This window comes from Pseudomonas sp. MDT1-85, assembly GCF_054898065.1.
In genome coordinates, this window is the sequence record NZ_CM142715.1 from 4,709,184 (window position 1) to 4,735,899 (window position 26,716).

26 protein-coding genes and 1 pseudogene are annotated in these 26,716 nt (G+C 59.1%); 8 read left to right on the plus strand and 19 right to left on the minus strand.

Features of this window, described 5'->3' with window-relative positions; genetic code table 11:
* Positions 1 to 19: 19 nt before the first annotated feature.
* The 4 genes from lpxK to ACYZT2_RS21285 form a co-directional block, all read right to left on the minus strand.
* A complete protein-coding gene (lpxK, locus tag ACYZT2_RS21270; protein ID WP_461967087.1) occupies positions 20 to 1,030 on the minus strand; it encodes a tetraacyldisaccharide 4'-kinase in 1,011 nt (336 codons plus the stop codon).
* The gene (locus ACYZT2_RS21275; RefSeq protein WP_461967089.1) at positions 1,030 to 1,458 is read right to left on the minus strand and encodes an ExbD/TolR family protein; all 429 of its coding nucleotides are present in this window, start codon (positions 1,456 to 1,458) and stop codon (positions 1,030 to 1,032) included. Before ACYZT2_RS21275 ends, lpxK begins: the two co-directional genes overlap by 1 nt.
* Positions 1,455 to 2,090, minus strand: a complete 636-nt coding sequence (locus tag ACYZT2_RS21280; RefSeq protein WP_253550178.1) for a MotA/TolQ/ExbB proton channel family protein — start codon at positions 2,088 to 2,090, stop codon at positions 1,455 to 1,457. The genes ACYZT2_RS21275 and ACYZT2_RS21280 overlap by 4 nt, the downstream gene beginning before the upstream one ends.
* Positions 2,091 to 2,187: 97 nt before the next feature.
* The gene (locus ACYZT2_RS21285; protein WP_461967092.1) at positions 2,188 to 4,422 is read right to left on the minus strand and encodes a DNA internalization-related competence protein ComEC/Rec2; all 2,235 of its coding nucleotides are present in this window, start codon (positions 4,420 to 4,422) and stop codon (positions 2,188 to 2,190) included.
* Positions 4,423 to 4,558: 136 nt separating this feature from the next.
* Here ACYZT2_RS21285 and ACYZT2_RS21290 point away from each other — a divergent pair, with 136 nt between their 5' ends.
* Complete coding sequence (locus ACYZT2_RS21290; protein ID WP_461967093.1) at positions 4,559 to 5,074, plus strand: DUF2062 domain-containing protein; 516 nt, start codon at positions 4,559 to 4,561, stop codon at positions 5,072 to 5,074.
* 155 nt (positions 5,075 to 5,229) lie between these two features.
* Here the strand turns inward: ACYZT2_RS21290 and ACYZT2_RS21295 are convergent, their stop codons facing one another.
* The 4 genes from ACYZT2_RS21295 to ACYZT2_RS21310 form a co-directional block, all read right to left on the minus strand.
* Positions 5,230 to 6,009 (minus strand): ABC transporter permease, encoded by a 780-nt coding sequence (locus tag ACYZT2_RS21295; protein WP_461967095.1) that lies wholly within the window; start codon positions 6,007 to 6,009, stop codon positions 5,230 to 5,232.
* Positions 6,006 to 6,938, minus strand: coding sequence for an ABC transporter ATP-binding protein (locus ACYZT2_RS21300; protein ID WP_461967097.1), 933 nt, complete (start codon positions 6,936 to 6,938; stop codon positions 6,006 to 6,008). The genes ACYZT2_RS21295 and ACYZT2_RS21300 overlap by 4 nt, the downstream gene beginning before the upstream one ends.
* Positions 6,939 to 7,070: 132 nt before the next feature.
* A complete protein-coding gene (locus ACYZT2_RS21305; protein WP_461967100.1) occupies positions 7,071 to 7,694 on the minus strand; it encodes a glutathione S-transferase family protein in 624 nt (207 codons plus the stop codon).
* A gap of 42 nt (positions 7,695 to 7,736) precedes the next feature.
* Entirely contained in the window at positions 7,737 to 8,396 is a 660-nt protein-coding gene (locus ACYZT2_RS21310) for a transglutaminase-like domain-containing protein (RefSeq protein WP_461967102.1), read from the minus strand.
* Positions 8,397 to 8,642: 246 nt separating this feature from the next.
* Between ACYZT2_RS21310 and ACYZT2_RS21315 the strand changes: the two genes are divergently transcribed.
* A complete protein-coding gene (locus tag ACYZT2_RS21315; protein WP_461967104.1) occupies positions 8,643 to 11,090 on the plus strand; it encodes an acyl-CoA dehydrogenase in 2,448 nt (815 codons plus the stop codon).
* Positions 11,091 to 11,175: 85 nt separating this feature from the next.
* Positions 11,176 to 11,583 carry a PA2817 family protein gene (locus ACYZT2_RS21320; protein WP_007905217.1) on the plus strand — a complete coding sequence of 136 codons (408 nt, stop codon included), beginning with the start codon at positions 11,176 to 11,178 and terminating at the stop codon, positions 11,581 to 11,583.
* 194 nt (positions 11,584 to 11,777) lie between these two features.
* On the opposite strand, the pseudogene ACYZT2_RS21325 reads toward ACYZT2_RS21320, so the two are convergent.
* A pseudogene (locus ACYZT2_RS21325) lies at positions 11,778 to 12,775 on the minus strand (LysR family transcriptional regulator).
* A gap of 90 nt (positions 12,776 to 12,865) precedes the next feature.
* Here ACYZT2_RS21325 and ACYZT2_RS21330 point away from each other — a divergent pair.
* The 5 genes from ACYZT2_RS21330 (at position 12,866) to ACYZT2_RS21350 (ending at position 16,806) form a co-directional block, all read left to right on the plus strand.
* Positions 12,866 to 13,492 carry an alanyl-tRNA editing protein gene (locus ACYZT2_RS21330; RefSeq protein WP_461967106.1) on the plus strand — a complete coding sequence of 209 codons (627 nt, stop codon included), beginning with the start codon at positions 12,866 to 12,868 and terminating at the stop codon, positions 13,490 to 13,492.
* A 78-nt stretch (positions 13,493 to 13,570) separates the two neighbouring features.
* Positions 13,571 to 13,885 carry a hypothetical protein gene (locus ACYZT2_RS21335; RefSeq protein ID WP_461967108.1) on the plus strand — a complete coding sequence of 105 codons (315 nt, stop codon included), beginning with the start codon at positions 13,571 to 13,573 and terminating at the stop codon, positions 13,883 to 13,885.
* Positions 13,886 to 14,461: 576 nt separating this feature from the next.
* Positions 14,462 to 15,685 carry a type II and III secretion system protein family protein gene (locus ACYZT2_RS21340; protein WP_461967110.1) on the plus strand — a complete coding sequence of 408 codons (1,224 nt, stop codon included), beginning with the start codon at positions 14,462 to 14,464 and terminating at the stop codon, positions 15,683 to 15,685.
* A gap of 119 nt (positions 15,686 to 15,804) precedes the next feature.
* Positions 15,805 to 16,515, plus strand: a complete 711-nt coding sequence (locus tag ACYZT2_RS21345) for a tetratricopeptide repeat protein (RefSeq protein WP_461967112.1) — start codon at positions 15,805 to 15,807, stop codon at positions 16,513 to 16,515.
* An 18-nt stretch (positions 16,516 to 16,533) separates the two neighbouring features.
* Entirely contained in the window at positions 16,534 to 16,806 is a 273-nt protein-coding gene (locus ACYZT2_RS21350) for a DUF3613 domain-containing protein (protein WP_461967114.1), read from the plus strand.
* A 191-nt stretch (positions 16,807 to 16,997) separates the two neighbouring features.
* Here the strand turns inward: ACYZT2_RS21350 and ACYZT2_RS21355 are convergent, their stop codons facing one another.
* The 10 genes from ACYZT2_RS21355 to ACYZT2_RS21400 form a co-directional block, all read right to left on the minus strand.
* Entirely contained in the window at positions 16,998 to 17,960 is a 963-nt protein-coding gene (locus ACYZT2_RS21355) for a type II secretion system F family protein (RefSeq protein WP_461967116.1), read from the minus strand.
* A 29-nt stretch (positions 17,961 to 17,989) separates the two neighbouring features.
* Positions 17,990 to 18,976 carry a type II secretion system F family protein gene (locus tag ACYZT2_RS21360; protein ID WP_461967118.1) on the minus strand — a complete coding sequence of 329 codons (987 nt, stop codon included), beginning with the start codon at positions 18,974 to 18,976 and terminating at the stop codon, positions 17,990 to 17,992.
* Positions 18,973 to 20,412: a CpaF family protein gene (locus ACYZT2_RS21365; protein WP_461967120.1), complete on the minus strand. Its 1,440-nt coding sequence runs from the start codon at positions 20,410 to 20,412 to the stop codon at positions 18,973 to 18,975. The genes ACYZT2_RS21360 and ACYZT2_RS21365 overlap by 4 nt, the downstream gene beginning before the upstream one ends.
* 3 nt (positions 20,413 to 20,415) lie before the next feature.
* Positions 20,416 to 21,636: an AAA family ATPase gene (locus tag ACYZT2_RS21370; protein WP_461967122.1), complete on the minus strand. Its 1,221-nt coding sequence runs from the start codon at positions 21,634 to 21,636 to the stop codon at positions 20,416 to 20,418.
* The gene (locus ACYZT2_RS21375) at positions 21,630 to 22,124 is read right to left on the minus strand and encodes a TadE/TadG family type IV pilus assembly protein (RefSeq protein WP_461967124.1); all 495 of its coding nucleotides are present in this window, start codon (positions 22,122 to 22,124) and stop codon (positions 21,630 to 21,632) included. Before ACYZT2_RS21375 ends, ACYZT2_RS21370 begins: the two co-directional genes overlap by 7 nt.
* Entirely contained in the window at positions 22,124 to 22,603 is a 480-nt protein-coding gene (locus ACYZT2_RS21380) for a TadE/TadG family type IV pilus assembly protein (protein WP_461967126.1), read from the minus strand. The genes ACYZT2_RS21375 and ACYZT2_RS21380 overlap by 1 nt, the downstream gene beginning before the upstream one ends.
* Positions 22,604 to 22,611: 8 nt before the next feature.
* Positions 22,612 to 23,952 carry a pilus assembly protein TadG-related protein gene (locus tag ACYZT2_RS21385; protein WP_461967128.1) on the minus strand — a complete coding sequence of 447 codons (1,341 nt, stop codon included), beginning with the start codon at positions 23,950 to 23,952 and terminating at the stop codon, positions 22,612 to 22,614.
* Positions 23,953 to 24,026: 74 nt separating this feature from the next.
* A complete protein-coding gene (cpaB, locus tag ACYZT2_RS21390; RefSeq protein WP_461967130.1) occupies positions 24,027 to 24,833 on the minus strand; it encodes a Flp pilus assembly protein CpaB in 807 nt (268 codons plus the stop codon).
* A 15-nt stretch (positions 24,834 to 24,848) separates the two neighbouring features.
* Entirely contained in the window at positions 24,849 to 26,177 is a 1,329-nt protein-coding gene (locus tag ACYZT2_RS21395) for a P-loop NTPase family protein (RefSeq protein WP_461967132.1), read from the minus strand.
* A gap of 2 nt (positions 26,178 to 26,179) precedes the next feature.
* Positions 26,180 to 26,710 (minus strand): A24 family peptidase, encoded by a 531-nt coding sequence (locus tag ACYZT2_RS21400; protein ID WP_461967134.1) that lies wholly within the window; start codon positions 26,708 to 26,710, stop codon positions 26,180 to 26,182.
* Between the last annotated feature and the right edge of the window lie 6 nt (positions 26,711 to 26,716).

The window sequence follows — 26,716 nt, forward strand, 5'->3', positions numbered from 1 at the left end:
TCCCTGGATAGAAACGGAGTTAAGGCAAAAGACCAGCCGGCAACAGGCGTATCAGCTGCGTATCGAACCAGGCCACGAAGGCCGGCGATGGCGCAGCATCGACCGCCAGGTACCACCAATCGGCGGCGGCGAAGGCACGGCACTTCACCGCGTCCTTTTCCGTCATCACCACGGGCAATGACGGTGTGAAATTCAAGGCCTGCACGCTGTACTCGGCGTGATCGGCAAATGCATGCGGCACTGGCCGCCAGTGTAGCGTTTCGAGGGTCGTGAAGAAACGCTGGGGATTGCCGATCCCGGCCACGGCGTGAATGGCCTGGCCTGAGGGGAAGTGGTCGAGGGGACGGCGTTCGCCGCTTTGCAGGTTGACCAGTGCCGTGGGTTGCAGCTGGAAGGCAAAACCGTCGATGCGGTCGGCCGTGGCGCCGTTATAAAGCACCGCATCGACGCTTTGCAGACGCTCGATCGGTTCACGCAACGGCCCGGCCGGCAGGCAACGCTGGTTGCCCAGGCCCCGGGCGGCATCGATCAGTACCAGCTCCAGGTGCCGGGCCAGCCGATAATGCTGCATGCCGTCGTCGGAGAGGATCAGGTCCAGCGGCTCGCTCGCCAGCAAGGCTTTGGCTGCGCGGCTGCGGTCCGGGTCGATCATCAGCGGCACGCCGGTGCGCTGGACGATCAACAACGGTTCATCGCCCGCCACGTCCGCACTTTGATCGGCCTCGACCCGCCACGGCAGTTGCGCAGGTTTGGCACCGTAACCACGGCTGACCACGCCGACCCGCAAACCACAGCGCTGGCAGTGTTGGATCATCCACAGAATCAGCGGCGTCTTGCCGGTGCCGCCCACCGTGATGTTGCCGACCACGATCAGCGGCACCGGCGGTTGGTAGATTTCGCCTTCACCCGCCAGAAAGCGCTCGCGCTTGCCGATGACCACACGCCGATACAGCCACTCCAGAGGCTGCAACAGCTTCAGCGCCGGATGGCCTTCGTACCACGCAGCGAGCAATCGATCGGACATGGCCATCAGGACGCTGGTGCCGCCTCGACAGTGGTCATGCGCAAGTGACTGAAACCGAGTTTGCCGGCGGCGTCCATGGCAGTGATGACGGACTGATGGGGGGTCTTGCCATCAGCGCTGATGGACAACGGCATATTGGTGTCGCCATTGGATTCTTTCTGCAGCGCTTCCATCAGGCTGGTCAGGTCGTTCTTCGGCAACAACTGGTTGTTCACGGAGAACACACCTTCGGCGCTGATGGCGATGTCCAGTTGCTTGGGCTGCTGGTCTTCGGCCGGGGAACCGCTGACCGCTTCCGGCAGGTCGACGCGTAACTGGGTTTCACGGGTGAAAGTGGTGGTCACGACGAAAAACAGCAGCAGGATAAACACCACGTCGATCAACGACGCGAGGTTGATGTCTATCGTTTCCCGTGGTTTACGACGGAATTTCACGCTTTGCCCTCAGCCAGATCCACGTCGCGGTCACCCTGCACTACCTCGACCAGTTTGATCGCTTCCTGCTCCATGCCCACCACCAACTCATCTATACGGCGTTGCAGGAAACGGTGGAAGAACACGGCCGGAATACCGACCATCAGGCCAGCGGCGGTGGTGATCAGCGCTTTGGAAATACCACCGGCCAGCACTGAAGCGTTGGTGCCCATGCCCGTGCCCATGAACGCACTGAAAATATCGATCATGCCCAGCACCGTACCCAGCAGCCCCAACAACGGGGCCATCGCGGCGATGGTGCCGAGGGCGTTGATGTAGCGTTCGAGTTCATGAATCACCCGCGCAGCGGCCTCTTCGATGCACTCTTTCATGATCTCGCGACCATGCCTGGAGTTTGCCAGACCAGCGGCCAGGATCTCGCCCAACGGGGAGTTGGCGCGCAGTTCCTTGAGTTTTTCTTTATTGAGTTGTTTGTCCTTGATCCAGACCCAGACCTGCCCGAGCAAGTACTCCGGGGTCACGCGGCTGGCACGCAGGGTCCAGAGACGCTCAGCGACGATCGCCATGGCCGCGATGGAACTCAGAATGATCGGCAGCATCATCCAGCCGCCGGATTTGACCAATTCCCACACAGTGACAGTCCCCTCGAAAAAGTGCGCCACTCTAACATAGGGGGTGGACGCACCGAAGACCGCGATGTCGCATCCGGTCGGGCTTTGATAGTTCGGGTTACTGGCGCGATGGTGGCGGATCGCGCCAGAAGCGCCGTTCTTGAAGCATCGTCCACGGCGGCTTGAAGCGTCCCAGTTGCAGACGAATGGCACCTTGCTCGACGCTGTCGTAGATCGCCAAACCGCGCTTTTGATACCTCGCCACGACCGTGGGATGGGGATGGCCGAAAGAGTTGCCATTGCCACGGGAGATCAGCACCGCTTTGGGTTGCAAGACACTGAGCAACGCCATTGAAGACGAACTGCGACTGCCATGGTGCGGGGCTTGCAGCCAATCCGTCGGCACCGCCAATGGACCGTCGAGCAGCGCCCGCTCGGCTGCGGCATCGATGTCGCCGGTCAGCAGCAACCGCTCGTCATTGGCTTCAATCTGCAGCACGCAGGACTTCTGATTGCTGTCGGTGGCAGACGCCCACTGCCAGAGTTGAAACTTCACGCCGTCCCAGGTCCATTGCTGACCGCTCTCGCAGCCCTCGGCGTGCAGTTCGTCTGGCAGGGCCAGGTGATCGCCACTCAGTACTTGCTTCACCGGTATTGCGCTGGCAATCGCTCGCGCACCGCCGGCGTGATCGGCATCGGCGTGGCTGATCAGCATCAGATCGAGGCCGTTCACGCCCAGTTTGCGCAATGACGGCAGCACCACCCGCTCACCCAGGTCGATATCGCCGAACCGTGGCCCGGCGTCATACAGCAAGGTGTGATGGCGGGTACGCACCAGAATTGCCAAACCCTGACCGACATCCAGCTGCCAAACCTCGGCCATGCCTTCAGGCAACGTATGTCGGGGCGGAAAAACCAGTAACAGCAACATCGGCCAACCCAACGGGCGCAACGGCACGCCTCGCGGCAATAACAGCACAAAGGCCCCCAGCGTGCCGAGTGCCCATACCCACAACGGGACCGCCACCGGCACCCACGCGGGCAACTGCCCGGCTATTAACGCCAAGCCCTTGAACAAAAGATCGATCAGACCGCCGGCCAACCACAGCAATCCTTCGCCCACATAAGGAACCGGCAACAACATCGTCCCAAGCAAGGCCGGCGGCAGGACCACCAGACTGACCCAGGGCACCGCCAGCAAATTGGCCAGCGGCCCGCTGAGACTGATCGGCAACCCCAGCACCAACAACAGCGGGCATAGACCGATTGCGATCAGCCATTGGGCGCGAGTCCAGGTTTGCCACCAGCGCCACGGACCCAATCGGCCGCCAAAAGTGAAAATCAGCACCGCGACCGCCGCAAACGACAACCAGAAACCCGGTTGCAGACTCGCCAGCGGGTCCAGCAGCAAAACGCCGTCAAGCGCCAGCAACAGCGGCCACCATGCGCCGAGGTGACGAAACCGCAGTCGCCACAACAGCACCAGACCGATCATCAGGCAGGCCCGCCGCACCGGCACCTCGAAGCCGGCCAATAACCCATAACCGAGCGCCGCCGCGAACGCCAGCCCGCACGCCCATGGCAGCCACGGCAAGCGCCTGGGCCACAAACCATAACGTGCCAAACCGGCAATCAACAGATACACCACTCCCGCCAGCAAACCGATGTGCTGCCCGGAAATCACCAACAGATGCACGGTGCCGGTGTCTTGCAGCACCTGCCAGTCCTCACGGCTCAACCCGGCGCCATCCCCCAGCACCAACGCCGTCAGCGCCCCCGTTCGCCCTTGGGCATCCACGGCCTGCAGACGCTGACGGATGCCGTCACGCCAGGCCCACTGCGCCTCCCTCAGGCGCTGGCCATCTTTGACGGTCCCGGTGGCGCCGATGTGCCGGGCCAGCAACCAGGCGTCGTAATCGAACGCATGCGGGTTGAGCAACCCGGCAGGACGCTTCAATTTGACGGCCAGCCGCCAATGTTCGCCGCTGTTGACGGGAGGCCCGCCATACCAGGCCAGGCGCAGGTGCCTAGGCAGCTTGGCGCGACGCGATTGACTGTCCATCAGTTCGAACCGCACCACACCCTCGGCCTGCTGCGGTAACCCGGTCACACGACCTTCGACCCAGCGCGTCTCGCCATCAAGCTTCAGCGCTAGGCGATCATCCAGTGCCCACTGTGCATTCGCGCCCGCCCAACTGAAACCGAACAGAAAAAATGCCAGGGGAAAGGTGCGAAACGGCAGCAACATCAATCCCACTACCGGCAAGAACAGCCACAACCCCGCCGGCGGTAATACCGGTAAAAAACGCAGGGCCAGCAGACCCAACGCCAGCGCCATCATCCCTGTGCGCATAAGCCCGTCCTTGAGAGTCCCCGCCCTAGGCTTAGCTGGTCCGCCGCACGTCTGTCGTTATCAATTGTCACAAAGTCTGAATGGGCGGTTCGTAGAATCCAGACATACTTGCCGCCTGAACCGACCGAGAAGCCTTATGCCCCGGCGCTTATTCAAACGTTACATGCCAGACCCGACCAGCATCAGGGAACACAAATCCTTACGCTTTCTCGGCACTCTGCTGCATGACCCGAACCTCTGGCACCTCAATCGCCATTCCGTCGCGCGGGCGATGGCGGTCGGACTGTTCGCGGCGTTCCTGCCGATTCCATTGCAGATGCTGGTGGCGGCGTTCCTGGCCATCATCGCGCGCGGCAACCTGCCGATTGCCGTCAGCCTGGTCTGGTTGACTAACCCGATCACCATGCCGGCGGTGTTCTTCTGTACTTACCAGACTGGCGCCTGGTTGATGGATGTTCCCGCCCGCAGCCTGCCGAATGAGTTGACCTGGGAATGGATCAGCGGCGAACTCTCGAGCCTGTGGCAACCGTTCTTGCTCGGCTCGGTGGTAATGGGGTTGGTGCTGGGCGCCCTCGCCTATTGCCTGGTAATGATGTATTGGCGCTGGTGGGTGAGTCGACAGTGGAAGCGGCGCAAGAAAAGTCGAATGTGAGAATGTAAAACGGCCTCCGCTTGGGAGGCCGTTTTTTTTGCGGTGTCTGGACTGGCGTCATCGCGAGCAGGCTCGCTCCCACATTGGATCTATGCCGCCATGAAGATCCCTTGTGGGAGCGAGCCTGCTCGCGATTGAAGGCGACGCGGTAGCCCTTACGTACGCATCCCACGCCCGCTCACCAGCAACCGCGCACAACCGATATACAGCACAACAGTCGCCACCAGCATGAAGGTGATCGCCACGCTGATCCTGATATCCGACACACCGAGGATGCCGTAACGGAAAGCGTTGACCATGTGCAGCACCGGGTTGGCCAGCGACACGGTCTGCCAGAACGGTGGCAGTAAACTGATCGAGTAGAACACCCCGCCGAGGTACGTCAGCGGCGTCAGCACAAACGTCGGGATGATCGAGATATCATCGAAGTTGCGCGCAAATACCGCGTTGATAAAGCCCAGCAGCGAGAAAATCGTCGCCGTCAGCACCACCACCAGAACGGTCACGCCCAAGTGATGCACCTGCAATTGAGTGAAGAACAGCGACAGCAGCGTCACGATGATCCCGACCATCAACCCGCGCAGCACGCCGCCCAGGGTGTAGCCGATCAGAATCGTATGCGGTGACACCGGCGACACCATCAATTCTTCGATGGAACGCTGGAACTTGCTGCCAAAGAAACTCGACACCACGTTGCCGTAGGAGTTGGTGATCACCGACATCATGATCAGCCCCGGCACGATGTACTCCATGTAAGTGAAGCCACCCATGTCGCCGATCTGCCGACCGATCAGGTTACCGAAGATCACGAAGTACAAAACCATGGTGATTGCCGGCGGTAGCAAGGTCTGCGGCCAGATCCGGGTGAAGCGCTTGACCTCACGATAGACGATGGTATTGAGGGCAACGAGGTTGGGTTGCAGCTCGGAACTCATACCGCCACCTTCGACAGATTCTTCTCCACCAGGGACACGAACAACTCCTCGAGGCGATTGGTTTTGTTACGCAGGCTCAACACTTCAATGTTCTGCTGCGCCAATTGAGTGAACAGCGCGGTAATGCCCATGGCCTTGTCGACCTGGACTTCCAGGGTATGACTGTCGACCAGCTTGGCCGGGTAACCGAGCAATTGCGGCGCCACTTGCAAGGTGTTCTTCATATCCAGCAGGAAGGTTTCGACATGCAGTTGGCTGAGCAACTGCTTCATGCTGGTGTTCTCGACAATGGTGCCGTGGTCGATGATGCCGATGTTGCGGCACAACTGCTCAGCCTCTTCCAGGTAGTGAGTGGTGAGGATGATGGTGATGCCTTTCTTGTTCAGTTCGGTGAGGAAGGTCCACATCGAGCGACGCAATTCGATGTCTACCCCCGCCGTCGGTTCGTCGAGGATCAGCAGGCGCGGTTCGTGAACCAGCGCTCGGGCGATCATCAGTCGGCGCTTCATGCCGCCGGACAGGGAGCGCGACGGCACGTCGCGCTTGTCCCACAGGCCCAGTTGGGTCAGGTACTGCTCGGCGCGTTCCTTGGCGATTTTCGGCGGAATGCCGTAGTAACCGGCCTGGGTCACGACGATGTCGAAGGTTTTTTCGAACTGGTTGAAGTTGAATTCCTGAGGCACCACGCCGATGGAGCGCTTGAGTTGCGCAGGATTCTTGTCCAGGTCGTGACCGAAGATGTTCACTGTTCCACTGGTCTTGTTCACCAGGGTCGAGAGAATGCCGATGGTCGTGGATTTTCCGGCGCCGTTGGGGCCGAGCAAGGCGAAAAAGTCACCTTCGGCGACGTCCAGATCGATACCACTCAAGGCCTGGAAACCGTTGCCGTAGGTTTTGGTTAGCTGCCGGATGGACAGAGCGGAACTCATATCGGATTTACGCACCAGAAGGGAAGGAAGGAATAAATAAGGGCGGGCGGCGAGCAATGCAACCACGGCGCACGAGCGCAATGGTGCTTGTCGCTGCCACACAAGTACAGTCAAGTGTGTCGATAGTGAGTATTAAGTCAACGCGGTCATGACGGCTTTACGATACGCCGGACGCTGTTTCAATCGCGCATACCAGGCTTGGAGATGAGGCTGCGGCGCACGCTCGATCGGCATCTCGAACCAGGCATAAATGAAACTGCCCAGGGGAATGTCGCCCATACCGATCGCGTCGCCGGACAGGTACGGTTTAGCCGCCAGCGCTTGATCGGCCATCGACAGCAGATCGTCGCACTCCTTGATCGCGGCCTTGATGGCCGGCCAATCCTGCTGGTCTGCCGGGGTGCGCAATACGCCCCAGAACACCGTGCGGAACGGGGCGGCAAAACTTGAGGTGGTCCAGTCCATCCACTTTTCCGCCGAGGCTCGGGCCTGCAGGTCTGTCGGATACCAGGCCGTATCGCTGGCATGACGGGCCATCAGATAACGGACGATGGTGTTGGACTCCCACAGCACAAAACCGTCGTCTTCGATCACCGGCACGCGGCCGTTGGGATTCATCGCGCGGTACTCAGGCGTGTCGACCACGCCAAAGGCACCGCCGGCGTCGATGGCTTCATAGGCCAGGCCCAGTTCTTCGGCCGCCCACAACGGCTTCCTGACATTCGACGAATTTTTCCGACCCCAGATCTTCAGCATGACCGCCCCTTTTGGATGAATGCGCAGGCAGCATACGCCGGATCAGGCGCGACTCAAATCGCTCTGCATGGCACCCAGCAACACCGGCAGTTGCTCGTCGAACAGATGCGGATAGCACTTTTCCAGGTGTTCGAAAAAGAACGCTTCAGGCACATCGGTGAATTGCCCGTGATCGATCAGGTACTCCATCAACTGCTCGCCGTCCAGGTTGAAGGGGTGGAACACGCTGTCGTTGATCCCATCGAATTCCAGCGGCGCGACATTGAACAGTTCGCAGAGTTGTTGATTGAAAGCCGGCGTGGCTTTGACCCAACGATCGTTCAGATACAACTCGGTATAGCCGTGCATCGCGAACACATCGCTCTTGAGCAGTTCGAGCAGACGCGGCGTCGACAGATGATTGCGCACATCTGCCAGACCGATACGCGCCGGGATCCCGCAATGCCGGGCAGCACCGGCCAGCAGCGTGGCTTTGGGCACGCAATAACTCTCCCCTGCCGCCAGCGCATAGCTGCCGCGCAAGGTCTCTGGATCGCGGCTGAAGGTGTAAGGGTTGTAGCGCACGGCCTCGCGCACCGCGTAATAGAGATTGATCGCCTGTTCGAGCGGATCGCGCCCGGTGCCACGATGTTTTTCGGCGAACTCCACCACCGAGGGGTGGTCACTATCGATGAAGCGGCCGGGGCTCAGACATGCGTGCATGGGAACAATCTCCTGGGGGAAGCCACGAGTCTAGCGACACCTTCAGCACAGAGATAACGACGTTTCGGCCAAATATCAGCGTTTGCCGCCCTGTCGATAACAGCTCAACCGTCTGCCCTCGAAATAACTGACAAGTTTCAGCCGTTGCTTCCTACAAACTCAGACCTATCGCTCTGACCTCCACTTTTATGGATGCCGTCTAAGCTCTGAAAGTGGTTTTGCCCTTGGCTTCATGGAGAATTGAATATGTTGCTGTTGTGGATACTGGTTCTGGTGGTCGGGATTGCCTACCTGGCACATCGCCGCACTGCGCCTCTGCCCGCCTTGGGCATCATCGCTGTCTATCTGCTGGCGATGGGCATCTTCAGCCATGCCCCCGTCTGGCTAATGCTGATTTTCTGGGTGATGCTCGCAGCCGTGGCCGCTTTCCTGTTGCTGCCGGATCTGCGCCGAAAACTCTTCACGGCCCCGATGTTCAGCTGGTTTCAAAAAAACTTGCCGCCGATGTCGCAAACCGAGCGTGAAGCCATCGAAGCGGGCACGGTCTGGTGGGACGGCGAGCTGTTCAGCGGTCGCCCGGACTGGAACAAGCTGCTGGCCTATCCAAAAGCGCAACTGAGCGAAGAGGAACAAGCGTTCATCGATGGCCCGACCGAAGAGCTCTGCGCGATGGTCAGCGATTGGCAGATCGGCCAGTTGCTGGATCTGCCGCCCCAGGCTTGGGATCACATCAAACAACATGGCTTTTTTGCCCTGATCATCCCCAAAGAGTACGGTGGCAAAGGCTTCTCGGCCTATGCCCACTCCCAAGTGGCGATGAAACTGGCCACCCGCAGCGGCGACCTGGCCTCGACCGTCATGGTGCCAAACTCCCTCGGCCCGGCGGAACTGCTGCTGCATTACGGCACCGATGAACAACGCAATCATTACCTGCCACGGCTGGCCCGCGGCGACGATATCCCCTGCTTTGCCCTGACAGGCCCGATGGCGGGCTCCAACGTCGGCGGCATGACCGACACCGGGGTGATTTGCAAAGGTGAATGGGAAGGCAAGGAAACCCTCGGTCTGCGTCTGAACTGGGAAAAACGCTACATCACCCTCGGCCCGGTTGCGACCTTGATCGGCCTGGCGTTCAAGGCCTATGACCCGGACCATCTGCTGGGCGACAAAGTCGACCTGGGGATCAGCCTCGCCTTGATTCCGAGCCAGACCCCCGGTGTAGAAATCGGGCGCCGTCACCTGCCGCTGGGCGCCTCATTCATGAACGGTCCGAACTCCGGCAAGGATGTGTTTGTACCGCTGGAGTTCATCATCGGCGGTCAGGAGATGCTCGGTGAAGGCTGGATGATGCTGATGAACTGCCTGTCGGTCGGGCGTTCCATTTCGCTACCTGCCATCGGTACCGCTGCGGGCAAGTTCAGTAGCCTGGTCACGGGCCAATACGCGCAGGTTCGCGAACAATTCAACGCACCGCTGTCAGCCTTCGAAGGGATTCAGGAAGCACTGGCGCGGATCGGCGGCAATACCTGGCTGATGGACAGCGCACGAATGCTCACCGCCAACGCGGTCGACCTCGGCGAAAAACCGTCGGTACCCTCGGCCATTATCAAATACCACCTCTCCGAACGCGGCCGCGAATGCATCAGCCACGCCATGGATGTTCACGGCGGCAGGGCCATCATCATGGGCCCGAACAACTACCTGGCGCGTAGCTGGCAAGGTGCGCCCATTTCCGTCACGGTCGAAGGTGCGAACATCCTCACACGCAGTTTGATGATCTTCGGCCAGGGCGCTATTCGCTGCCATCCGTTCGTGCTCAAGGAAATGGCCCTCGCCCATCGCGAAGACAAACAACAGGCACTGGTCGAATTCGACGCATTGCTGCTCGACCACATTGGTTTTGCCGTATGCAACGCCGCCAGCACGCTGGTGCTGAACCTCGGCCTCGGGCATTTCGAACACATGCCCGGGGACAGGCTCAGCCAAGGCTATTTCCGCGCCCTCAACCGGCAGGCCGCAGCCTTTGCCATGCTGGCCGACCAGAGCATGATGCTGCTGGGCGGCGATCTAAAGCGGCGCGAACGGTTGTCCGCGCGTTTGGGTGATGTGCTCAGCTACCTGTATTTGGCCTCCGGCGCACTCAAGCGTTATCACGATCTCGACTCGCCCGAGCATATGCACCCACTGTTCGCCTGGGCCATGGAGGAGAGCCTCGGCCAGTCCGAACGTGCGCTGGACGAACTGCTGACCAACTTCCCGAACAAGGTACTCGGATGCCTGTTGCGGGTGTTGGTGTTTCCATTCGGTCGTCGCCACAGAGGCCCATCGGACAGGGTGGCGGCCCAAGTCGCAGCCGTCATCGGCCGTCCCAAGGGCGATCCAACGCTTGAGGAGTTGCTGGGAGGCTGCTATCGCCCACAATCGCCAGAAGATTCGGTCGGCGCCCTGCAGCACGCTTGCGATTTGCTGAACGCCGCCAAACCGCTACAGAAAAAACTCAATACGGCGCTGAAAAGTCGCCAGGTCAAACCCACTGTCGGAGAATCACCTATCGATGCCGCTCTGGAGGCTGGCGTCTTGCAACCGGTTGAAGCCCAGGTCTTGCGCGAGGCAGAAGTAGCGCGGCGCAAGGTGATCGATGTCGATGATTTCGATCCAAAGGAGCTGGTATTGGCCAAAGACAAGGTCCGCTGATCCGGCGGACGGTATGTCTGTCATGGGAAAAGGGGCGCAAGAGCTTTATACTCTTGCGCCCGTTTTGCTCTTGAGGACTTATCTCGTGTCCAACGTCGTTGCCGATCATCTCGTCTTGCTCGACCACCTGCGCAGCATCCTGGTCGCCGTAGGTGAGGCCGAACAGGTTCCCGAAGAAAGCCATGCCTTGTTCCTGGAGCGCTTCGACGAACTGCGTGCCCTGTTGCCGGTCGACCCGATCGAAAGCCAATACCTGGGCCAGGACATTCTGTGTCAGGTGATCACTCGCTATCCGCAAATCGCCCACCTGGTCCCGCGCGACCTGCTGTGGTACTTCGCCGGCGATTGCCTGCATTACATGCCCGATGATGAAATCGACCTGTACCAGGCCCTTGAAGAGCGTCGCTTCGAAGCCGAACAGAACGACGAGCCGTTCGACTGGAATCAGGAAAAACAGCTGCTGGCGATGTCGAACCAGGACAGCAAGCACTGATCTCACAGTCAGTCATGTAAAAGGCCCGCATGGTTGAACATGCGGGCCTTTTTTTGTGGCATTGCCGAGTGATGTGGTGTTTGGGCTACCGTCTTCGCGAGCAAGCCCGCTCCCACAATGGACTTTTGTCGTACACAGAATCTGTGTCCACTGAAGATCAAATGTGGGAGCGGGCTTGCTCGCGAAAGGGCCCGTCAAAGCAACCCATCACTCTCGGGTAACTCATACTCCACCGCGACCGCACCCAATGCACCTGGCTTGCCCGGCTTGCTCAAGGTCGGCTCCTTCTCCAGGCATTCCACCAGATAGTCGATAAACACCCGTAACTTGGGCGGTAGATAGCGGGTTGGCGAATGCAGTAGCCAGGCGCCTCCTTGGTAGGACGCCAGAAAAGTCCAGTCCGGCAGTACCTGCACGATCAGCCCCTGTTCCAGCGCATAACGGGCGGTGAAGTACGGCAGGCTGCCGATTCCGATGTGTTGCAATACCGCGCCCAATCGCACGCCCGTGTGATTGGCGGCATAACGTCCGCGCACGCCGACGGTCACGGCTTTGCTGCCTTTCTTGAATTTCCAGCGCGCATCGCTCGGGGTTTCGCCCAGATAGATGCAGCTGTGGTTGAGCAAGTCGTGGGGATGAGTCGGTGTGCCGTGTTCGGCCAGGTACTGCGGCGTTGCACAGAGCAAATGATCGATGGTCAGCAACTGCCGCCCCACCAATCCCGCAGGCGGGCGATCGGTAATACGGATCGCCAGATCGACGTTGTCGTCGATCAAATCCATCTGACGGTCCTCGAGCAACAACTCCACATTCACTTTGGGGTAACGCCGCAGAAATTCCGGCATATGCGGATGAATCACGAATCGCCCGACGGCCTTGGGCACACTGACACGCACCAGCCCTTCTGCTTCATCGGTGAATTGACCGCTGATTTCCATCACCGACTTCGCCGCGCTGACCATCTCCTGGCAACGCTTGAACACCTCTTCGCCACCGTCACTCAGACGTAGCTTGCGCGTGGTTCGTTGCAGAAGGCGCATGGCGAGCGCCTTCTCCAGCCGCGAAATACTGCGACTCACCGCCGAGGGTGAAGTACCTGACTGGCGCGCTACTTCGGAGAAGCTGCCGGTTTCGACCACCTTGACAAAAATCGCCTTTCACCGAGCAGCGGCAGGGGAAGATTTATGCTCACAGCGCAACAGTCCTTTGATGGTTGAACGGATTATCACGCAATTTCATGATTCATATAATAAAGGAAGAAATTTTAATAAGGGTATGAACTATGACGTTTCGCCTCTTTTTCCAGAGTGATGACCTCAAGGCTAATGTGGAAGTCCTGGATTGCACGCCCCGCGAGAACGAATTCGCCGTGGTGCTGCACGCCACCCTGTTTCATCCCCAAGGCGGCGGGCAACCCTGGGATACCGGCTGGATCGGCGAAAGCCAGGTACTTCGCGTGGTTCAGGATCCAGATCGGATCATTCATTTTGTCGACCACCCGGTAAAACTCGGCATGACCTGGATTCGGGTCGATGAGCAACGCCGCCGGTTCAATACGCGCATGCATTCGGCGGGGCACTTGATCGGTCACTGCGTCCAGGCGATGGGCTGGATGCCGACCAAGGCTCATCACTGGCCCGATGAAGGCCGTGTCCAGTTCAAACCGGGTGATGACGTGCAGGAGGTCGATGCCCAGACGATTCAGCACGGCATCACGCAATGGATCACTCATGACCTACCGCGCCAGACGTCATGGCACGAAGGCGCCCGGGAAATCGGTTTCGGTGAACTGCCCGCCTACGGCTGCGGCGGCACCCATGTACAGAGCCTGAAGGATTTGGGCACGGTCACGATCACTTCCCTTTCACAGAAGAAGGGAGCGCTGTCAGTCCACTACAGCGTGGACTGAACATTTGGGCGATGTCGACGCCGAGGACCTGTGTTCGCGGGTTCTGTTGACTATCTGACGTGGTCAAGGGAGTACGACATGGCCGTTCTGTATCTCATAGCATCGCCGTCAGCCCCGCCGCTGAGCACCCTTACCGAGGAATTCCCGGCCAGGTTGGCGGCCTTTAACGGCCTGACCCGCGACATGCGTGACACAGGCATTGCAATCAAAGCGTTAGTGCTTTCGAACAACATGATTTTCGTCGATTGCAAAAGCCTCGACCTGCTGTCCCGTCACTTTGGGCATGAGTTTCGCGGGATGCGCTGCAACGCTGAGGGCCAGGTTGCCCGCAATACGGCGATTATCCGGGGCATTGGCGTAGTCTGGTTCACGCTGGTCAAGAAGCAGGATTAAATGAGCCAGTCGCTCGAGAGCCTCCGAAGTCGTCTACTTGAACAGCCTCATGTGCCGCTCCATCACCTCCAACCTGCCTACCTCCACCCTTTGAACGGAAAGTTTTCGTTCAAAGCGTGGCGCTTTGCCTTGGTTGAACTACCTTTCAAACAAGAAGAAGACATATCGGTTTGAAATGCCACGTTAGGTTCAGCGATCAGATAGCGGATTGGCAAAAGGAGTTACCTCACTATGGTCCTGGCAAGCGTTTTCCGGCTCTTTGCTTTGATTGCCGGTTGCTTTTTAGGGGAGTCAGGTCGGCGAAAAGTGCCGCCTTTAGCTGATGTTGCTGTCGAGCCTGTGCACATCGTTCGGGTCGACAGCTCAGGTATCTGGATCACTAAAAACCGTTATAGCGGTCGCTCGTTGTTCAGTCAGAACAGCGTATTGCAGCGGCTTGCATGTAGCACCAAGGAATATTGCCGGGGCCATTAGTTCAGGGGTCTGGCGGGGTAGAGGGCCGACCAAGGCCCCTTGTAGTGATCCGAGGCAACCCAGTTAGCCTCAAAGATGGCCTATTCAGCGAGGATGCACTTAATGAGCTATCGTACCGTGCCCGCTTTCAAGCGAATTATCCATGGCCTGTTCTGGACGGGCCTCAGCGTGAATGCGGCTCAGGCCGCGCCGGCCAATTGTTCGCAACTGGATAATTTGCCGGCAACGTTCGAGGTCGGTCAGGGGCTCCAGAATGAACTGCGCGTCCCCGTCCCGGTGACACAGCTGGCAGTCGGCGATCCGAAAATCGCCGACGTGCAACCCAGCGGCAGCAACGCCTTCATCCTCACGGGCCTCGCGCCGGGGGCTACCAGCCTGATGGTCTGGACCGCCTGTTCGAAAACGCCGCGCCAAAGCATGGTGTTCGTCAAGGGCAAGGCCACTGCGGCGCTGACCAGCGTCTCGACAGTGCCTTCAGAAGACCCGCTGTTGCCGATCCAGGTGCAAACCGACATCCGCTTCGTTGAAGTCAGCCGGACCAAACTCAAGGAAGCCAATGCCTCGATTTTTGGCCGCCAGGGCAACTTCCTGTTCGGCTCACCGAGAACCTTGCCCACCATCGGCGGCATTGTCACGCCGTCGGTGCCGGTGAACAACGACATGTTCAACTTCGCTTTTGCGTCCAGCGATACTCTAGTGTCGATCAACGCACTGGAAGGCAGCGGTTTCGCCTACACCCTGGCACGGCCAAGCCTGGTAGCGCTCAGCGGGCAGAGTGCGAGCTTCCTGGCCGGTGGTGAGGTGCCGATTCCGGTGCCCAGTTCAGGCAGCGATAACGTGTCCATCGAATACAAGGAATTCGGTATCCGCCTGACCCTGACGCCGACCATCATCGGAAAAAACCGTATCGCGCTGAAGGTGGCGCCGGAAGTCAGTGAACTGGACTTCACCAACGCCGTGAGCATCGCCGGCACCATCGTTCCGGCGCTGACCATACGCCGCACCGACACCAGCATCTCCCTGGCCGACGGCGAAAGCTTCGTCATCAGCGGCCTGATCAGCACCCGTAACAATTCCCAAGTGAACAAATTTCCGGGGCTGGGCGACATCCCGATTCTGGGGGCGTTCTTTCGCGATAACACCATCAACCGTGAAGAGCGCGAACTGCTGATGATCGTCACCCCGCATCTGGTCCAGCCACTGGCTGCCAATGCACAACTGCCGTCATTGCCTGGCGAGCAGCTGCGCAATTACGACCCGAACTTCTATCGCATGTTCTTCCTCGAAAATGGCGATTTCGACAGTCGCTCCGGGCTTTCACAATGAGCCAGAGCCTGAATCAGACTGGCCTCGCCCTCATTCGTAACGGTGACCTTGAGCGCTTGCCGGGCCAGCTTTCTTGCCATTGGCCAGGCGTTCAACGTGTTGTAGCCAAAGGACATTCGATGAAAGCAGTCATTGCAATAATGGCGACATTAATGCTCACGGGTTGTGCCACTAATGGTTTTTCTTCGCGACCTCCTATCTGTGCCAAGCCCGATTCGGATCAAGAGTTGGCCCTGAGTCTGGCCGACAACATGGCCAACGACGGCCGTTTGTATGCCAGCCTGGCGAATCTTGAAGGTTTGCCCGACAACCTGGTTCAGGTTCGCCTGCGCAAGGCTCGGGTGCTGCGCTTGATGGGGCGTAACGAGGCGGGGCCGTTGTATCAAAGCTTGCTCGGCACCTGCATGGCCGCTGACGGGGAACATGGCCTGGGCCAGTTGGCCGCGGCCAAAAATGATTACGCCACCGCGACCACTCACCTTGAGCGTGCGGCGAAAATGGCCCCCACCGACGACAAGATGCGCAATGACCTGGGGGTGGTCTACCTCAATCAACGACGTATCCCTGAAGCACGCTTCGAGTTCATGACCGCCATGGAGCTCAAACAGTCCAATTCACTGGCGGCACTCAATTTGGTGACGCTGCTGATCTATCAGGATAACTGGAAGTCGGCTGCCGAACTCGCGAACCGTGCCAGCTTGAGTCCCCAGCAAGTCGCCGAGGCTCAAAGCCGCGCGGAAAAACTCAAGGCCTCCGCAAAAAAAGTGGCGGCTTCGGAGGGGAATCGCAAAACTGAGGTAGCCGCTGCCTCATCCAGTGCGACCAAGTAAAACGTACGAGGAGTCGAGATGAATACCAAGAGGCTGTTGATTGTGTGCATGGTTTGCCTGTCCACCAGTGCCTGGGCTATTGAACCGGGCCCCTCTTCGAAGGAGCAAAAAGGCACTGAGCAGTGGTTGGTGTTACAGAGTCGCGGTGTATTTGCCTCCCCTAAACTGCAAACCGCTTCGGCCACCGAACGTGACCTGGCCATGCAGCGTTGGCTGAACAGCTTCCTCTACCCGATTCCGGAGTTTTTTGACCAGGATGCGGGCGGCGACGCCACCAGCGGCAGCAACTGAGGGACGTCAATGATTCATCAGCCTCTGGCGTCGTCCAGAGTGGCCTGGCTAATAAGCCAGGCTTAATCATGTGCAGAAAAATACAAATCAGTACGAAGTGGAGCAGGCGATGGGAGTGAATGACCCTCCGCTCGCCTGCTCCACCTCGTACTGATGCAACACAGCCATCCTGTTCGACCGCAAGAAGCTCATTACTTCCCGAATGTCTTGAGTACCCCGATCATGGCGGGGCCTATGGCTATCAAAAAGAAGCTCGGCCACAGACAGAAAATCAGCGGGAATATAAGTTTGGTGCCAATTTTCGCCCCCGCCTCTTCGGCGGCCTGCGTACGCCGGTCACGGAACTCATCGGCATAGATGCGCAGAGTATCGGCCACGCTGGTACCAAAGCGGATGCTCTGCGCCAACAGACTGACCAACCCTTGTACGTCATCCAGACCGGTGCGCACAGCCAGTTGTTTGAGCGCTTCGGTACTGGAAATACCCGCGCGGATTTGTGCATTGACCAAGGCCAGTTCTTCAGCCAACTCAATCTGACTGACTGACATCTCTTCAGCCACTCGCTCGATCGTCAGAGGCAAGGCCAAGCCCGACTCCACGCAGACCACCATCAGGTCCAGGGCATCCGGAAAGGCGGCACGCAGCTTGCCCTGTCTAGCCTGCTTGCGTTTTCCGACATACAGCGCGGGAGCCAACCAGCCGACAGCAGCAGCCGCCAACACCAGCAACAACCCCGTAATCAGGGAAAGCTTGGGGATTATCGGCAACACCAACAGCGCAATGCCAACCAACACCAGTGGCAACAACAAGCGCACCGCCCAGTACATCTGGACCGCCGACTGTGAGCGGTAGCCGGCGTGCATCAATAGGGTTTGGGTGGCGGACGTCTGAGCGGCCTCAGTCGAGCCAAAGCGCTGGCCGACCCGCTCCAGCAATAACTGCAGATTACCCGGTGCGTCTTGCCCTGCACTGCCGGAATGACCGCGTTTGATCAGCGCCAAACGACGCTGCACGGGGTCCTGCAGCCCTAACAGCAGTAGCACCACGGTGACAATCGCGAGTACCGCACTCAGACTCATCGCACCGACAAACAACAGGCGTGCCATCTCCTCATTGCCTGTCACTCGATTGAACAACCCGAGCAAATAGTCCATGACCTGCACCTCCACATGGCGAATAACGCTTAAACCTGAATCCGAATGATTTTTCGAATCCAGAAGATCCCGACCAACATGCAACCAAACGCCCCAAATATCAGCTTATGGCCGATCGGGTCATTGAGCAGCACCGGCAAGTAGTTAGGGCTGGTGAACACGATCACTGCCGCCAACACGAAAGGAATGGCCACCAGTATCCAGGCCGACATCCGCCCTTCGGCCGACAAGGTCTTGACCTTGCGCTGAAAGCGGAAGCGGCCACGGATCAACCGGCTCAGACGCTCCAGCACTTCGGTCAGATTGCCGCCGGTCTCGCGATGGATGAGGATCGAGGTCACCAGCATCATCACCGTCATGCTTGGCATGCGCTCCAACAGGCCTAGCATGGCCCGGCGTACGTCGTTGCCATAGTTGATATCGGCGAAGGTCAGACCGAACTCATGAGCGACCGGTCCTTTGTGCTCCTCGGCGACCAGGCGCAGGGTTTCGTTGAACGGGTGTCCGGCGCGAAGGGCTCGACACATGGCATCCAGTGCATCTGGCAGGCCTTCCTCAAATTCAGCGAAACGTTTGCCACGGTCACGAAAAATTTTCAGCACGGGTAACCAGAACACTCCGAAGGTCACCAGCAGCGCCATCCACCAGACTGCCGAGATCATCCAGATCGAAATACCCGCACAGACGCCCAGGAACAGCCCGAGCAACAGTACCCGATACGCCCGGTATTCGTGTCCGCCCTGCTCGATCACCTGTGTCAGGTTCGCCATAAAAGGCAACTGCTCAAGCATGGCCTCCAGTGGCGACAGGCGCGTCAGGTATTTCTGCCGCAACACCGTCTGCATGTTGGGCAGATTGTTGGCTTTCTCCAGTACGTGCAAACGGCCGCGGATGCGTTTGCGCATCTTGCCGGCCTCGCCGAACACCGGCACCACCACGCCCTGGGACAGGAGGAACACGGCGATAAACACCATGCCGAGGAACATCAGAATGAATTCGCCAGGAATATTGTTCATGACTGCCGTGCCTCCATCCATTCAGGCCTGAACATGTTAAGCGGCAATTCGATACCGCGTTTGGCCAGGACATCGCGGAAGGCCGGGATCATGCCGCTGGGGCGATAATCACCGAGCACCTCACCGTTTTCGCCCATGCCTTGACGCGCAAAGGAGAAGATTTCGGTCATGGTGATGATCTCGCCTTCCATGCCGTTGATCTCTTGCACGCTGACCAGCCTGCGCTTGCCGTCCTCCTGACGTTCCAGCTGGATCACCACATCGATGGCCGAAGCGATCTGCTGCCGCATGGCCTTGATCGGAAAGGTCGCCCCGGTCATCGACACCATGTTCTCGATTCGTCCCAACGCATCGCGCGCGGTGTTGGCGTGAATGGTGGTCAAGGAGCCGTCGTGGCCGGTGTTCATGGCCGTCAACATATCCAGCGCCTCGGCGCCGCGCACTTCGCCGATGACAATGCGGTCCGGGCGCATCCGCAGACTGTTGCGTACCAATTCCCGCTGACTCACCTCACCTCGTCCCTCGATATTCGAAGGCCGGGTTTCCAGGCGCACCACGTGGGGCTGCTGCAGTTGCAGTTCAGCCGAATCTTCGATGGTGACGATCCGCTCGTTCTGTGGAATGAAACTGGACAGCACATTGAGCATGGTGGTCTTGCCGCTGCCGGTACCGCCGGAGATCAACACGTTCAAGCGTCCACGGACAATCGCCTTGAGCAGCAGGGCAATGGCCGGGGTCAACGTCCCCACCGAGATCAGGCTGTCGGTATTGAGCAGGTCCACCGCAAAGCGGCGAATCGACATGCTCGGGCCGTCGATGGCCAGCGGCGGGATAATCGCGTTGACCCGCGAACCATCCTTCAGTCGGGCGTCCACCAATGGCGAGGACTCGTCGATACGCCGCCCCAGGCTGGACACGATGCGGTCGATGATGTTCAGCAAATGCTGATCATCGCGAAAGCGCACATCGGTCCGTTGCAGTTTGCCGAAGCGCTCGACATAGACCGAGGCATGACCGTTGACCAGAATGTCGGACACGCTGTGATCGGCCAGTAACGGTTCCAGGGGCCCCAGGCCGAGCACTTCGTCGGTGATCTGCTTGATGATCAACTGGCGGCTGGCCGTACTCACCGGTGCCGAATGTTCATCGAGCAAGCGTTGGCAAATATCGCGAATCTGTCGCGTGGCTTCGGCCTGTTCAAGGGAGTCCAGCAAGGACAAGTCCATCACCTTGAGCAACTGCTGATAGATCTTTTCCCGCCACTCGGCCTCCACCGGGGTGACCTGGCTTCTGGTTTCGTAAAGAACGTCCGGGGCAGCACGCTCCCAAGCCATTATTTCCTCTGCCGGGTCCAGCAAGTCGTCGCCCTGAGCAGCCGACGATGAGGCGGGTTTACCGGACTGTTTGCGCAAGCGGTTACGAAAGTCGCTGATCATGGGTCATCCCCCGAAAAAACGGTTGAAGGCGCGTTTGAGTAAGCCTTTGTTCCCGGCCACCTGTTGACCGACCAAGTCTTCGGTCATGTCGCTCAGTGCAGCAGTGATCGCTGCCCTCGGCGCATGCAGCCCCAACGGCACGCCAGTGTTCTGACTCTGGCTGACCAGGTTGAAGTCGTTGGGTAATTTCGACAGATTGGTGCAGCGCAGCGCCTCGCCGATGTCTTTGAGGCTGATCGCTCCCGCCTTGTCAAAGCGGTTGACCACAATCTGCAATTGATCCCCGCGCACACCCAGGTCATCGCGAAGAATCCGCACCAGGGAGCTGGCATCGCGCAGATGGCTGACGCTCTGTTGCACCACCACGTACACCCGATCTACCTGTTCCAGCACAGAGCCGGTGAGGTGGTCGATTTGCCGCGGCAGGTCAATCACCACCCAGTCATAACTGGCGCGGGCCAACTTCAACAGGGTGTCAAGTTGCTCGGGTTGGGCATCTTGCGGCAGACACAGCTCACCGGCCCGACCACCCAGCACATGCAGGGTGGGGCTGAAGTGACTGCAAAAACCGCGTAGCGCGACGCTGTCCATGCCGTCGATCTGGTGCAACACCTCCAAATGGCTGTGCGACTGCGCCACATCCAGATAATGCGTTACGCTGCCAAATTGCAGGTCCATGTCCAGCAACAGGGTACTGCCGCCTCTGGCACTGAGCTGCTGAGCCAGGTTGCAGGCCACCAGGGTTCCGCCGGAGCCGCCCTTGGCGCTCATCACGGCGATCAATTTGCCTTCTGCCCCACTGCCGGTCCGAACCTCCATGACCAGCCGATTCAAGGCAGCAACCAACTCCGTCTCGGCGATGGGCTCGGGCAGCACGTCACGGGCGCCGGCCTGCATCGCCATACGCATGCCTTCCTGTTCGCTCAGCAGACCGCAGACCAACATCGGTGGACGCTCATGGGCCGGGTGCAGCAACAGCGCCGCCAGCTCCTCGCGCCACAGGTGGCTGACGCGCAACAGCAACAGATCGGGCATCCGGTCCAGACCGTAGAGCGGGTCGACATGCCCGTTGCTCACCAGGCGAGTGCTCACCTCCAGGCTGGGCATGCGTTGGCAGACGCTCTGCAGATCGCGCAAAGAGGTGGCGTCACGGCTGCTGATCAGCAACCGGAGCCCGGCTTTGCCGGTCGAGGTGGCGACTGGAGTTTCTTTAGTATTCAGCATGGCGTGATCTCCCCGGAATCGGAATGACGCCCGAGGCTTTCGCGTGGCAAGGTTGCCCTGAATACAGGCAGGGTAATGGGCACGCCGAACCCGGGAATAAACAGATTGAAAACGAAGTTTTGCAGACTCAACTGGACGTAGCGGATGGCACGAAATCCATTGGCTCCACTCGTGTCGGCAGGGTTGCCCACCTGAGCGCCGTTTACGTCCAGATAGGTCAACGTCAAGTTGGTGGTGGCCAGATCGGTGATGATCTGGCTCGCACCGGCGTCGGTCGCGGCATTGAAGATCGCCCGCCGCAACACCACCGGATCGCTGATATTGCACACCGACGCCAGGCGCACACCACGGCGCACGACTTCATCCAGCGCATTGATCGTGAAGTACAGGCGGCCGATTTCCAACGCGCCGAACAACAATGTGAATATCAGCGCGCCAATAATGGCGAACTCCACCACATAGGTGCCGCGCATGCGTTTGCGATTCATCACAGTGCCCTCATGACAGTGGTGGCGACCAGCGGAATGCTCAGCGCAATTGGATTACCGAAAAACCCGGGAAGCGATCCGGTGCAATTGCCACCGCCAATCACCGGGCAGAACATAAAAGTGATGGTGACTCGCACATGGTCGATGCCCACGGCGGCGACATCCACCATGCTGGTCGTCAACCCTGGCACCACCGCGGTCCCGGTATTTGCAGGCACGCCATAGACCGCGACGTTTCTCGTCTGGGCCTTCAACGCATCGCTCAGAGCGACAGCGCCAAGCGTCGAGTTCCAGGCCTGGCTGGCAACGAAACGGTCGGCATCACGGCTGGCCTGCAGCAGTACGTTGTACTGGTAGAGCATGCGGCCGAACTCACCCAGAGCCAGCAACAGCAACAGCAGCACCGGCAGAGCGAGGGTGAACTCCACCATGGCCAAGCCCTGCTGGCGCCGCGGATGTTTAAACGAATGAAGTCTCATGACGCCTCCTACGAGTCTGTGCTCGGAGTGCCGATGCCGAGATAGGTTTTGTAGAGCTGAATGATCTGCGGGCCGGAATCGTTCGTCGGATTAGGACCGGGCACGTTGTCGCCTTCGCACTCCTTCACAAACTGGCCGAAGATCTGCGCTTCCGTGCCGCCGTTACTCATCGGCTGCACCACGAAATAGCAACCAAAACCCAGGACGGGGACCGAGGTGGTACCGCCCTGTTGGCCGGTGCAGTTGCCCACCACGATTTTAAGCATCCGGCGCTCGAACACCCCATTGCTCTGACAGCCACTGCCAGTCCCTGCCACACATGCAGCAGCGCTCGCACGCCAGTCGTTGTAGTCCTGTATCGCGTTGCCGCCCGCCGTGAGATCGCCGTTGTTCGAGGTGACGGTTTGCCCCTGGTATTTCATTTGTGGTGGGGAAACCGAGTCGTCGTAAGTAATCGCGGGATTGCTGGACGTGGTCACCAGGTCTGGCGGATAGTCCGAGGCCCGAACCGGGCCGTTGTAGATGCCGAAGCGCGTATTCAAGCCTTGAGACGCAGGGCCCACCGTGTTGCCGGGTTTGGTCTGGACATTTTCCCCCACGTTGCGGCAGATCGAGCCGCCTCCGGCCATATCTGTCCTGACCGAACTGCCGCCCGAACCAAAATCGAGCAACTGAAAGTTGCCTGGACCAATGGGGGACGAATTGCCGGCAGCCGACTTCAATACTTGCAAACCACCAAACTGGAAGCCCCAGAACATACCGGCGTCCGGGTCGTATTGAGCCGGATCGCCACAGACCATCAAAGGTGCGAGATCACACGGGCTGGTAGGGCTGGGGCCTGCGGTGGCGATCGCCGACACTGCTTTGTTCCCCAGACCGCTAGTGCCGAATGTCTGAACGAAGTTCCAGAAAAAACCCGTCAAGCTATAGGTCGGTACCGATACCCGAACGTATTTGGCATCCGCAGGCCCGGGATAGGCGAATGGGCCATAGACGCTGCTTGCCAGTTCCACTACCGCGAAGCCTGCGTTGCCACCCATCGCCGTGGCCAATTCGCTATTACCCATGGCATTGGCATTTTGCGCCAGCGTATTGAGCGCGGCAGTGCGCGTTACGATGGCAGGGTTGCTACCACCTTCCACCTGGCTCAGGGTTTTGGCGCCACTCAGGGCGGCAGCGTCTACAGCGTTCTGCAGGCGCGTCTTGTTCAACAGCATGTGGCCCACGTCGAGCGTCAAACCCGCCATCATTAAAATCGCCGCCAACGCGATTACCATCAACACGCTCACCGATCCTTCCTGGCGCCTTGGCGTCGCAGTGAACGGCTGCTGAATTCGAAGATTCATCATCAAGCCCTCATTTGCCGAATCTGATCCGGATCGGCTCCGCCAATACCTTGGTGCCCAGCACCCCTACCGCTCTGTCAACGCTTGACTACACTCGCTTGGGTTCCGCGGATAATGGTGACAGACCCACCTCCCTCGCCATTACCGCGACGCACCACGCGTTTTGGCGCTGGAGCAGCGGCCACCGCCATGACCGGTGTGGCAGGCGCAACGGTCGCGATTTTTTTCTGGTCGTTCAGCGGATTGCGCAGGGTCAGTTGCAATTTCCCTTCCGTTTGCGCCGTGACCAGGGTTTCAGCCTCTGCCGTTGTCATCTCCAGCGTCACTGCACGCACCACCACCGGCTGGGTCTTGTCGGTACCCGCCGTCTGGTCCACCGCCAATACCCGCAAGTTCTCGAGGATGGTTTTGGACACGGCGTTATTGCCGGCGCCATCAGTGCGTTTAGTCGCCAATACATCGACCCGGTTGCCCGGCAAGAGGAAGCCGCCGACACCGACCACATCGTCCACGCGTACCGAGATGGCACGTTTGTCGGTTGCAATCAGAGAGGCCAGGGTACTGCCGCCCAAGTGCTCACTCAGACGCGCGCCGCGCATGATGTCGCCCTTCAAGATGTCGAACGTTGCGATCTTGCCCACTGCTTTGTCGGTGGAGTCGAAGGCATCGTCCGGGATCGTGTCCATGGGCATGCGCATGGTCGTGACCTGTTGGGCCTCGACCATCTGCCCGAATGGAATTTCTACCGTGGCAACCACCACGCTTCGAAGGTGATCATCCGGGCTGGCATTGAGCCGTGCGCTCAGCCAGGAGTCGGCCATCCATGCAGCACCAAGGCCCATGACCAAAGAAACGCCTACGAGGGTAAGAGTACGAGAGCTCATGTCAGTATCTCCGTATCAAAGAAAGTCGAGCTGGACGAAATAGTTGTGCCAGGCCCATTCCAACTCTTGTGGTGACAAGGCTCCGGAACCGCCCATATAACGCTGACGATCGAGGGCCATGTTCAGGAGATCGCGGGGATGGCAAGGCACCAGGGGCATGCCTTCACTTGCATAAAGCCTTTGCAGCACATAACGCAGCAGCAGCGGGTCAAAAGGAATGCCCAAACGCTCGCTTTCCTGACGCCAGATCTTTTCGTACTCCTCAGGCTTCAAGTAACCGAATTGCAGCTTGTAGCCAATCCGGCGAAGAAAGGCCTCATCGGCCAGCTCCAGGGGATTGAGGTTGGTGGAGAACACCAGAATCAGATCGAACGGCAATTCGCAGTGCCGACCACCGCCCAGATTGATGAAATCGCGCTTCTCTTCCATCGGGACGATCCAGCGGTTCAACAGCTCGGCAGGTGCCATGCGCTGGCGTCCCATGTCGTCGATGATGAACAAGCCATTGCTGGCTTTTAGCTGCAAGGCAGCCTGGTACTGACGGGTGGAGGAGTCATAGCGAACGTCCAGTTGTTCCATGCTCAGTTCGCCGCCCGTAATAACGATCGGGCGTTTGCAGCACAGCAGACGACGATCGATCCCTTCATTGAGCATCAGATTGTTCGGTTGATTGTTGTCATCCAGGCGCTGATGCACCTGCGGGTCATAGATCTCGATCACCGACTCGTTGATGACGATGGCGTGAGGCACCCAGATGGCCTCGGCGAACAGACGAATCAGCCGACTGCTGACATAGGTCTTGCCAGTACCTGCGGGGCCATAAATCATGATCGCGCGCCCGGAATTCAGCGCCACACCCAACTGATCAAGCATCCCTTCGGTAAGCACCACGCCAGCAAGGGCGTTGTGCATATCGTCGGCGTTGATGCGGCCGTGGTGAATGGTCTGGATTTTGATCAGGGAACGGTAAGTACTCACCGGGAAAGGTGCCGCGCCAATGTAGCCACTGCGTGACAAGGCGTCGCGGGCGGCACTGCGCCCCCGCTCAGTCAGGCCAAAACGTAGCATCTGCCCACCGGATTGCCCCATCTGGCCAAGCACTTCAACACGGCCGTCCTTGCGCAGAAACGCCAGGACTTCTTCAAGTACGGCGCCGGTCAATGCCAGTCGCTCCACCAGCCGCTGCATGTCGAGCACACCGGCGTCATGCAGATGTTTGCACACCAACTCGCCGAGAAAACTGTCGGTCAAACCAGTTTCGCGAATAGTGCAGGGCTGAGGAGCCAGTCGCTGCACCGCTTCCCGCTCGCTGGGGTAGACATCACTATCGACGATGACGTGCATGACTAACCTCCGAATCCACCGGCAACCAGTTGCCAGTAGACGCTGTTTAAAGTTCCAAGCAGGATCGCAACCGTATAAGGAAAGGGCTTGCCGGCCACTTCGCCCGAGCTCGGCGCCATATAGGAACGCGCCCGAAGCATCAACCGATAGCGCCCCAGGGTCTGCAATAATTGACCGCGCACCAGCACGATCAGGAAACCGCACAGACCTCCCCACAGCAGACTGAAAAACACTGCCCACAAGGCGTAATGGGGAGGTAGAAAACTGCCAACCATGGCCATCAGTTTGACGTCGCCGGCCGCCATGCCACCCAAGGCATACATAGGCATGAACAGCGCAAAACCGATCAGGAGGCCCATCAGGCTATCCCCCATCCCGTTGATCCCACCTGAATAAGTCTGGCCGGCCAATCCCAAGGCCAGACCTACCAGGATCAGCAGATTGGGAATGCGGTGGCGACGCAAGTCGCTCACCACCGCCACGCCCAGTAGTCCTATCAGCACAACGGTCGCTACCAGCTGTTCCATGGACATTGCGCA

Bases quoted from the DNA above. Each gene is read 5' to 3' on its own strand.
- lpxK (WP_461967087.1), bottom strand. From the start codon at position 1,030: ATGGCCATGTCCGATCGATTGCTCGCTGCGTGGTACGAAGGCCATCCG.
- ACYZT2_RS21285 (WP_461967092.1), bottom strand. From the start codon at position 4,422: ATGCGCACAGGGATGATGGCGCTGGCGTTGGGTCTGCTGGCCCTGCGT.
- ACYZT2_RS21290 (WP_461967093.1), top strand. From the start codon at position 4,559: ATGCCCCGGCGCTTATTCAAACGTTACATGCCAGACCCGACCAGCATC.
- ACYZT2_RS21295 (WP_461967095.1), bottom strand. From the start codon at position 6,009: ATGAGTTCCGAGCTGCAACCCAACCTCGTTGCCCTCAATACCATCGTC.
- ACYZT2_RS21300 (WP_461967097.1), bottom strand. From the start codon at position 6,938: ATGAGTTCCGCTCTGTCCATCCGGCAGCTAACCAAAACCTACGGCAAC.
- ACYZT2_RS21305 (WP_461967100.1), bottom strand. From the start codon at position 7,694: ATGCTGAAGATCTGGGGTCGGAAAAATTCGTCGAATGTCAGGAAGCCG.
- ACYZT2_RS21310 (WP_461967102.1), bottom strand. From the start codon at position 8,396: ATGCACGCATGTCTGAGCCCCGGCCGCTTCATCGATAGTGACCACCCC.
- ACYZT2_RS21315 (WP_461967104.1), top strand. From the start codon at position 8,643: ATGTTGCTGTTGTGGATACTGGTTCTGGTGGTCGGGATTGCCTACCTG.
- ACYZT2_RS21330 (WP_461967106.1), top strand. From the start codon at position 12,866: ATGACGTTTCGCCTCTTTTTCCAGAGTGATGACCTCAAGGCTAATGTG.
- ACYZT2_RS21335 (WP_461967108.1), top strand. From the start codon at position 13,571: ATGGCCGTTCTGTATCTCATAGCATCGCCGTCAGCCCCGCCGCTGAGC.
- ACYZT2_RS21340 (WP_461967110.1), top strand. From the start codon at position 14,462: ATGAGCTATCGTACCGTGCCCGCTTTCAAGCGAATTATCCATGGCCTG.
- ACYZT2_RS21345 (WP_461967112.1), top strand. From the start codon at position 15,805: ATGAAAGCAGTCATTGCAATAATGGCGACATTAATGCTCACGGGTTGT.
- ACYZT2_RS21350 (WP_461967114.1), top strand. From the start codon at position 16,534: ATGAATACCAAGAGGCTGTTGATTGTGTGCATGGTTTGCCTGTCCACC.
- ACYZT2_RS21355 (WP_461967116.1), bottom strand. From the start codon at position 17,960: ATGGACTATTTGCTCGGGTTGTTCAATCGAGTGACAGGCAATGAGGAG.
- ACYZT2_RS21360 (WP_461967118.1), bottom strand. From the start codon at position 18,976: ATGAACAATATTCCTGGCGAATTCATTCTGATGTTCCTCGGCATGGTG.
- ACYZT2_RS21365 (WP_461967120.1), bottom strand. From the start codon at position 20,412: ATGATCAGCGACTTTCGTAACCGCTTGCGCAAACAGTCCGGTAAACCC.
- ACYZT2_RS21370 (WP_461967122.1), bottom strand. From the start codon at position 21,636: ATGCTGAATACTAAAGAAACTCCAGTCGCCACCTCGACCGGCAAAGCC.
- ACYZT2_RS21375 (WP_461967124.1), bottom strand. From the start codon at position 22,124: ATGAATCGCAAACGCATGCGCGGCACCTATGTGGTGGAGTTCGCCATT.
- ACYZT2_RS21380 (WP_461967126.1), bottom strand. From the start codon at position 22,603: ATGAGACTTCATTCGTTTAAACATCCGCGGCGCCAGCAGGGCTTGGCC.
- ACYZT2_RS21385 (WP_461967128.1), bottom strand. From the start codon at position 23,952: ATGATGAATCTTCGAATTCAGCAGCCGTTCACTGCGACGCCAAGGCGC.
- cpaB (WP_461967130.1), bottom strand. From the start codon at position 24,833: ATGAGCTCTCGTACTCTTACCCTCGTAGGCGTTTCTTTGGTCATGGGC.
- ACYZT2_RS21395 (WP_461967132.1), bottom strand. From the start codon at position 26,177: ATGCACGTCATCGTCGATAGTGATGTCTACCCCAGCGAGCGGGAAGCG.
- ACYZT2_RS21400 (WP_461967134.1), bottom strand. From the start codon at position 26,710: ATGTCCATGGAACAGCTGGTAGCGACCGTTGTGCTGATAGGACTACTG.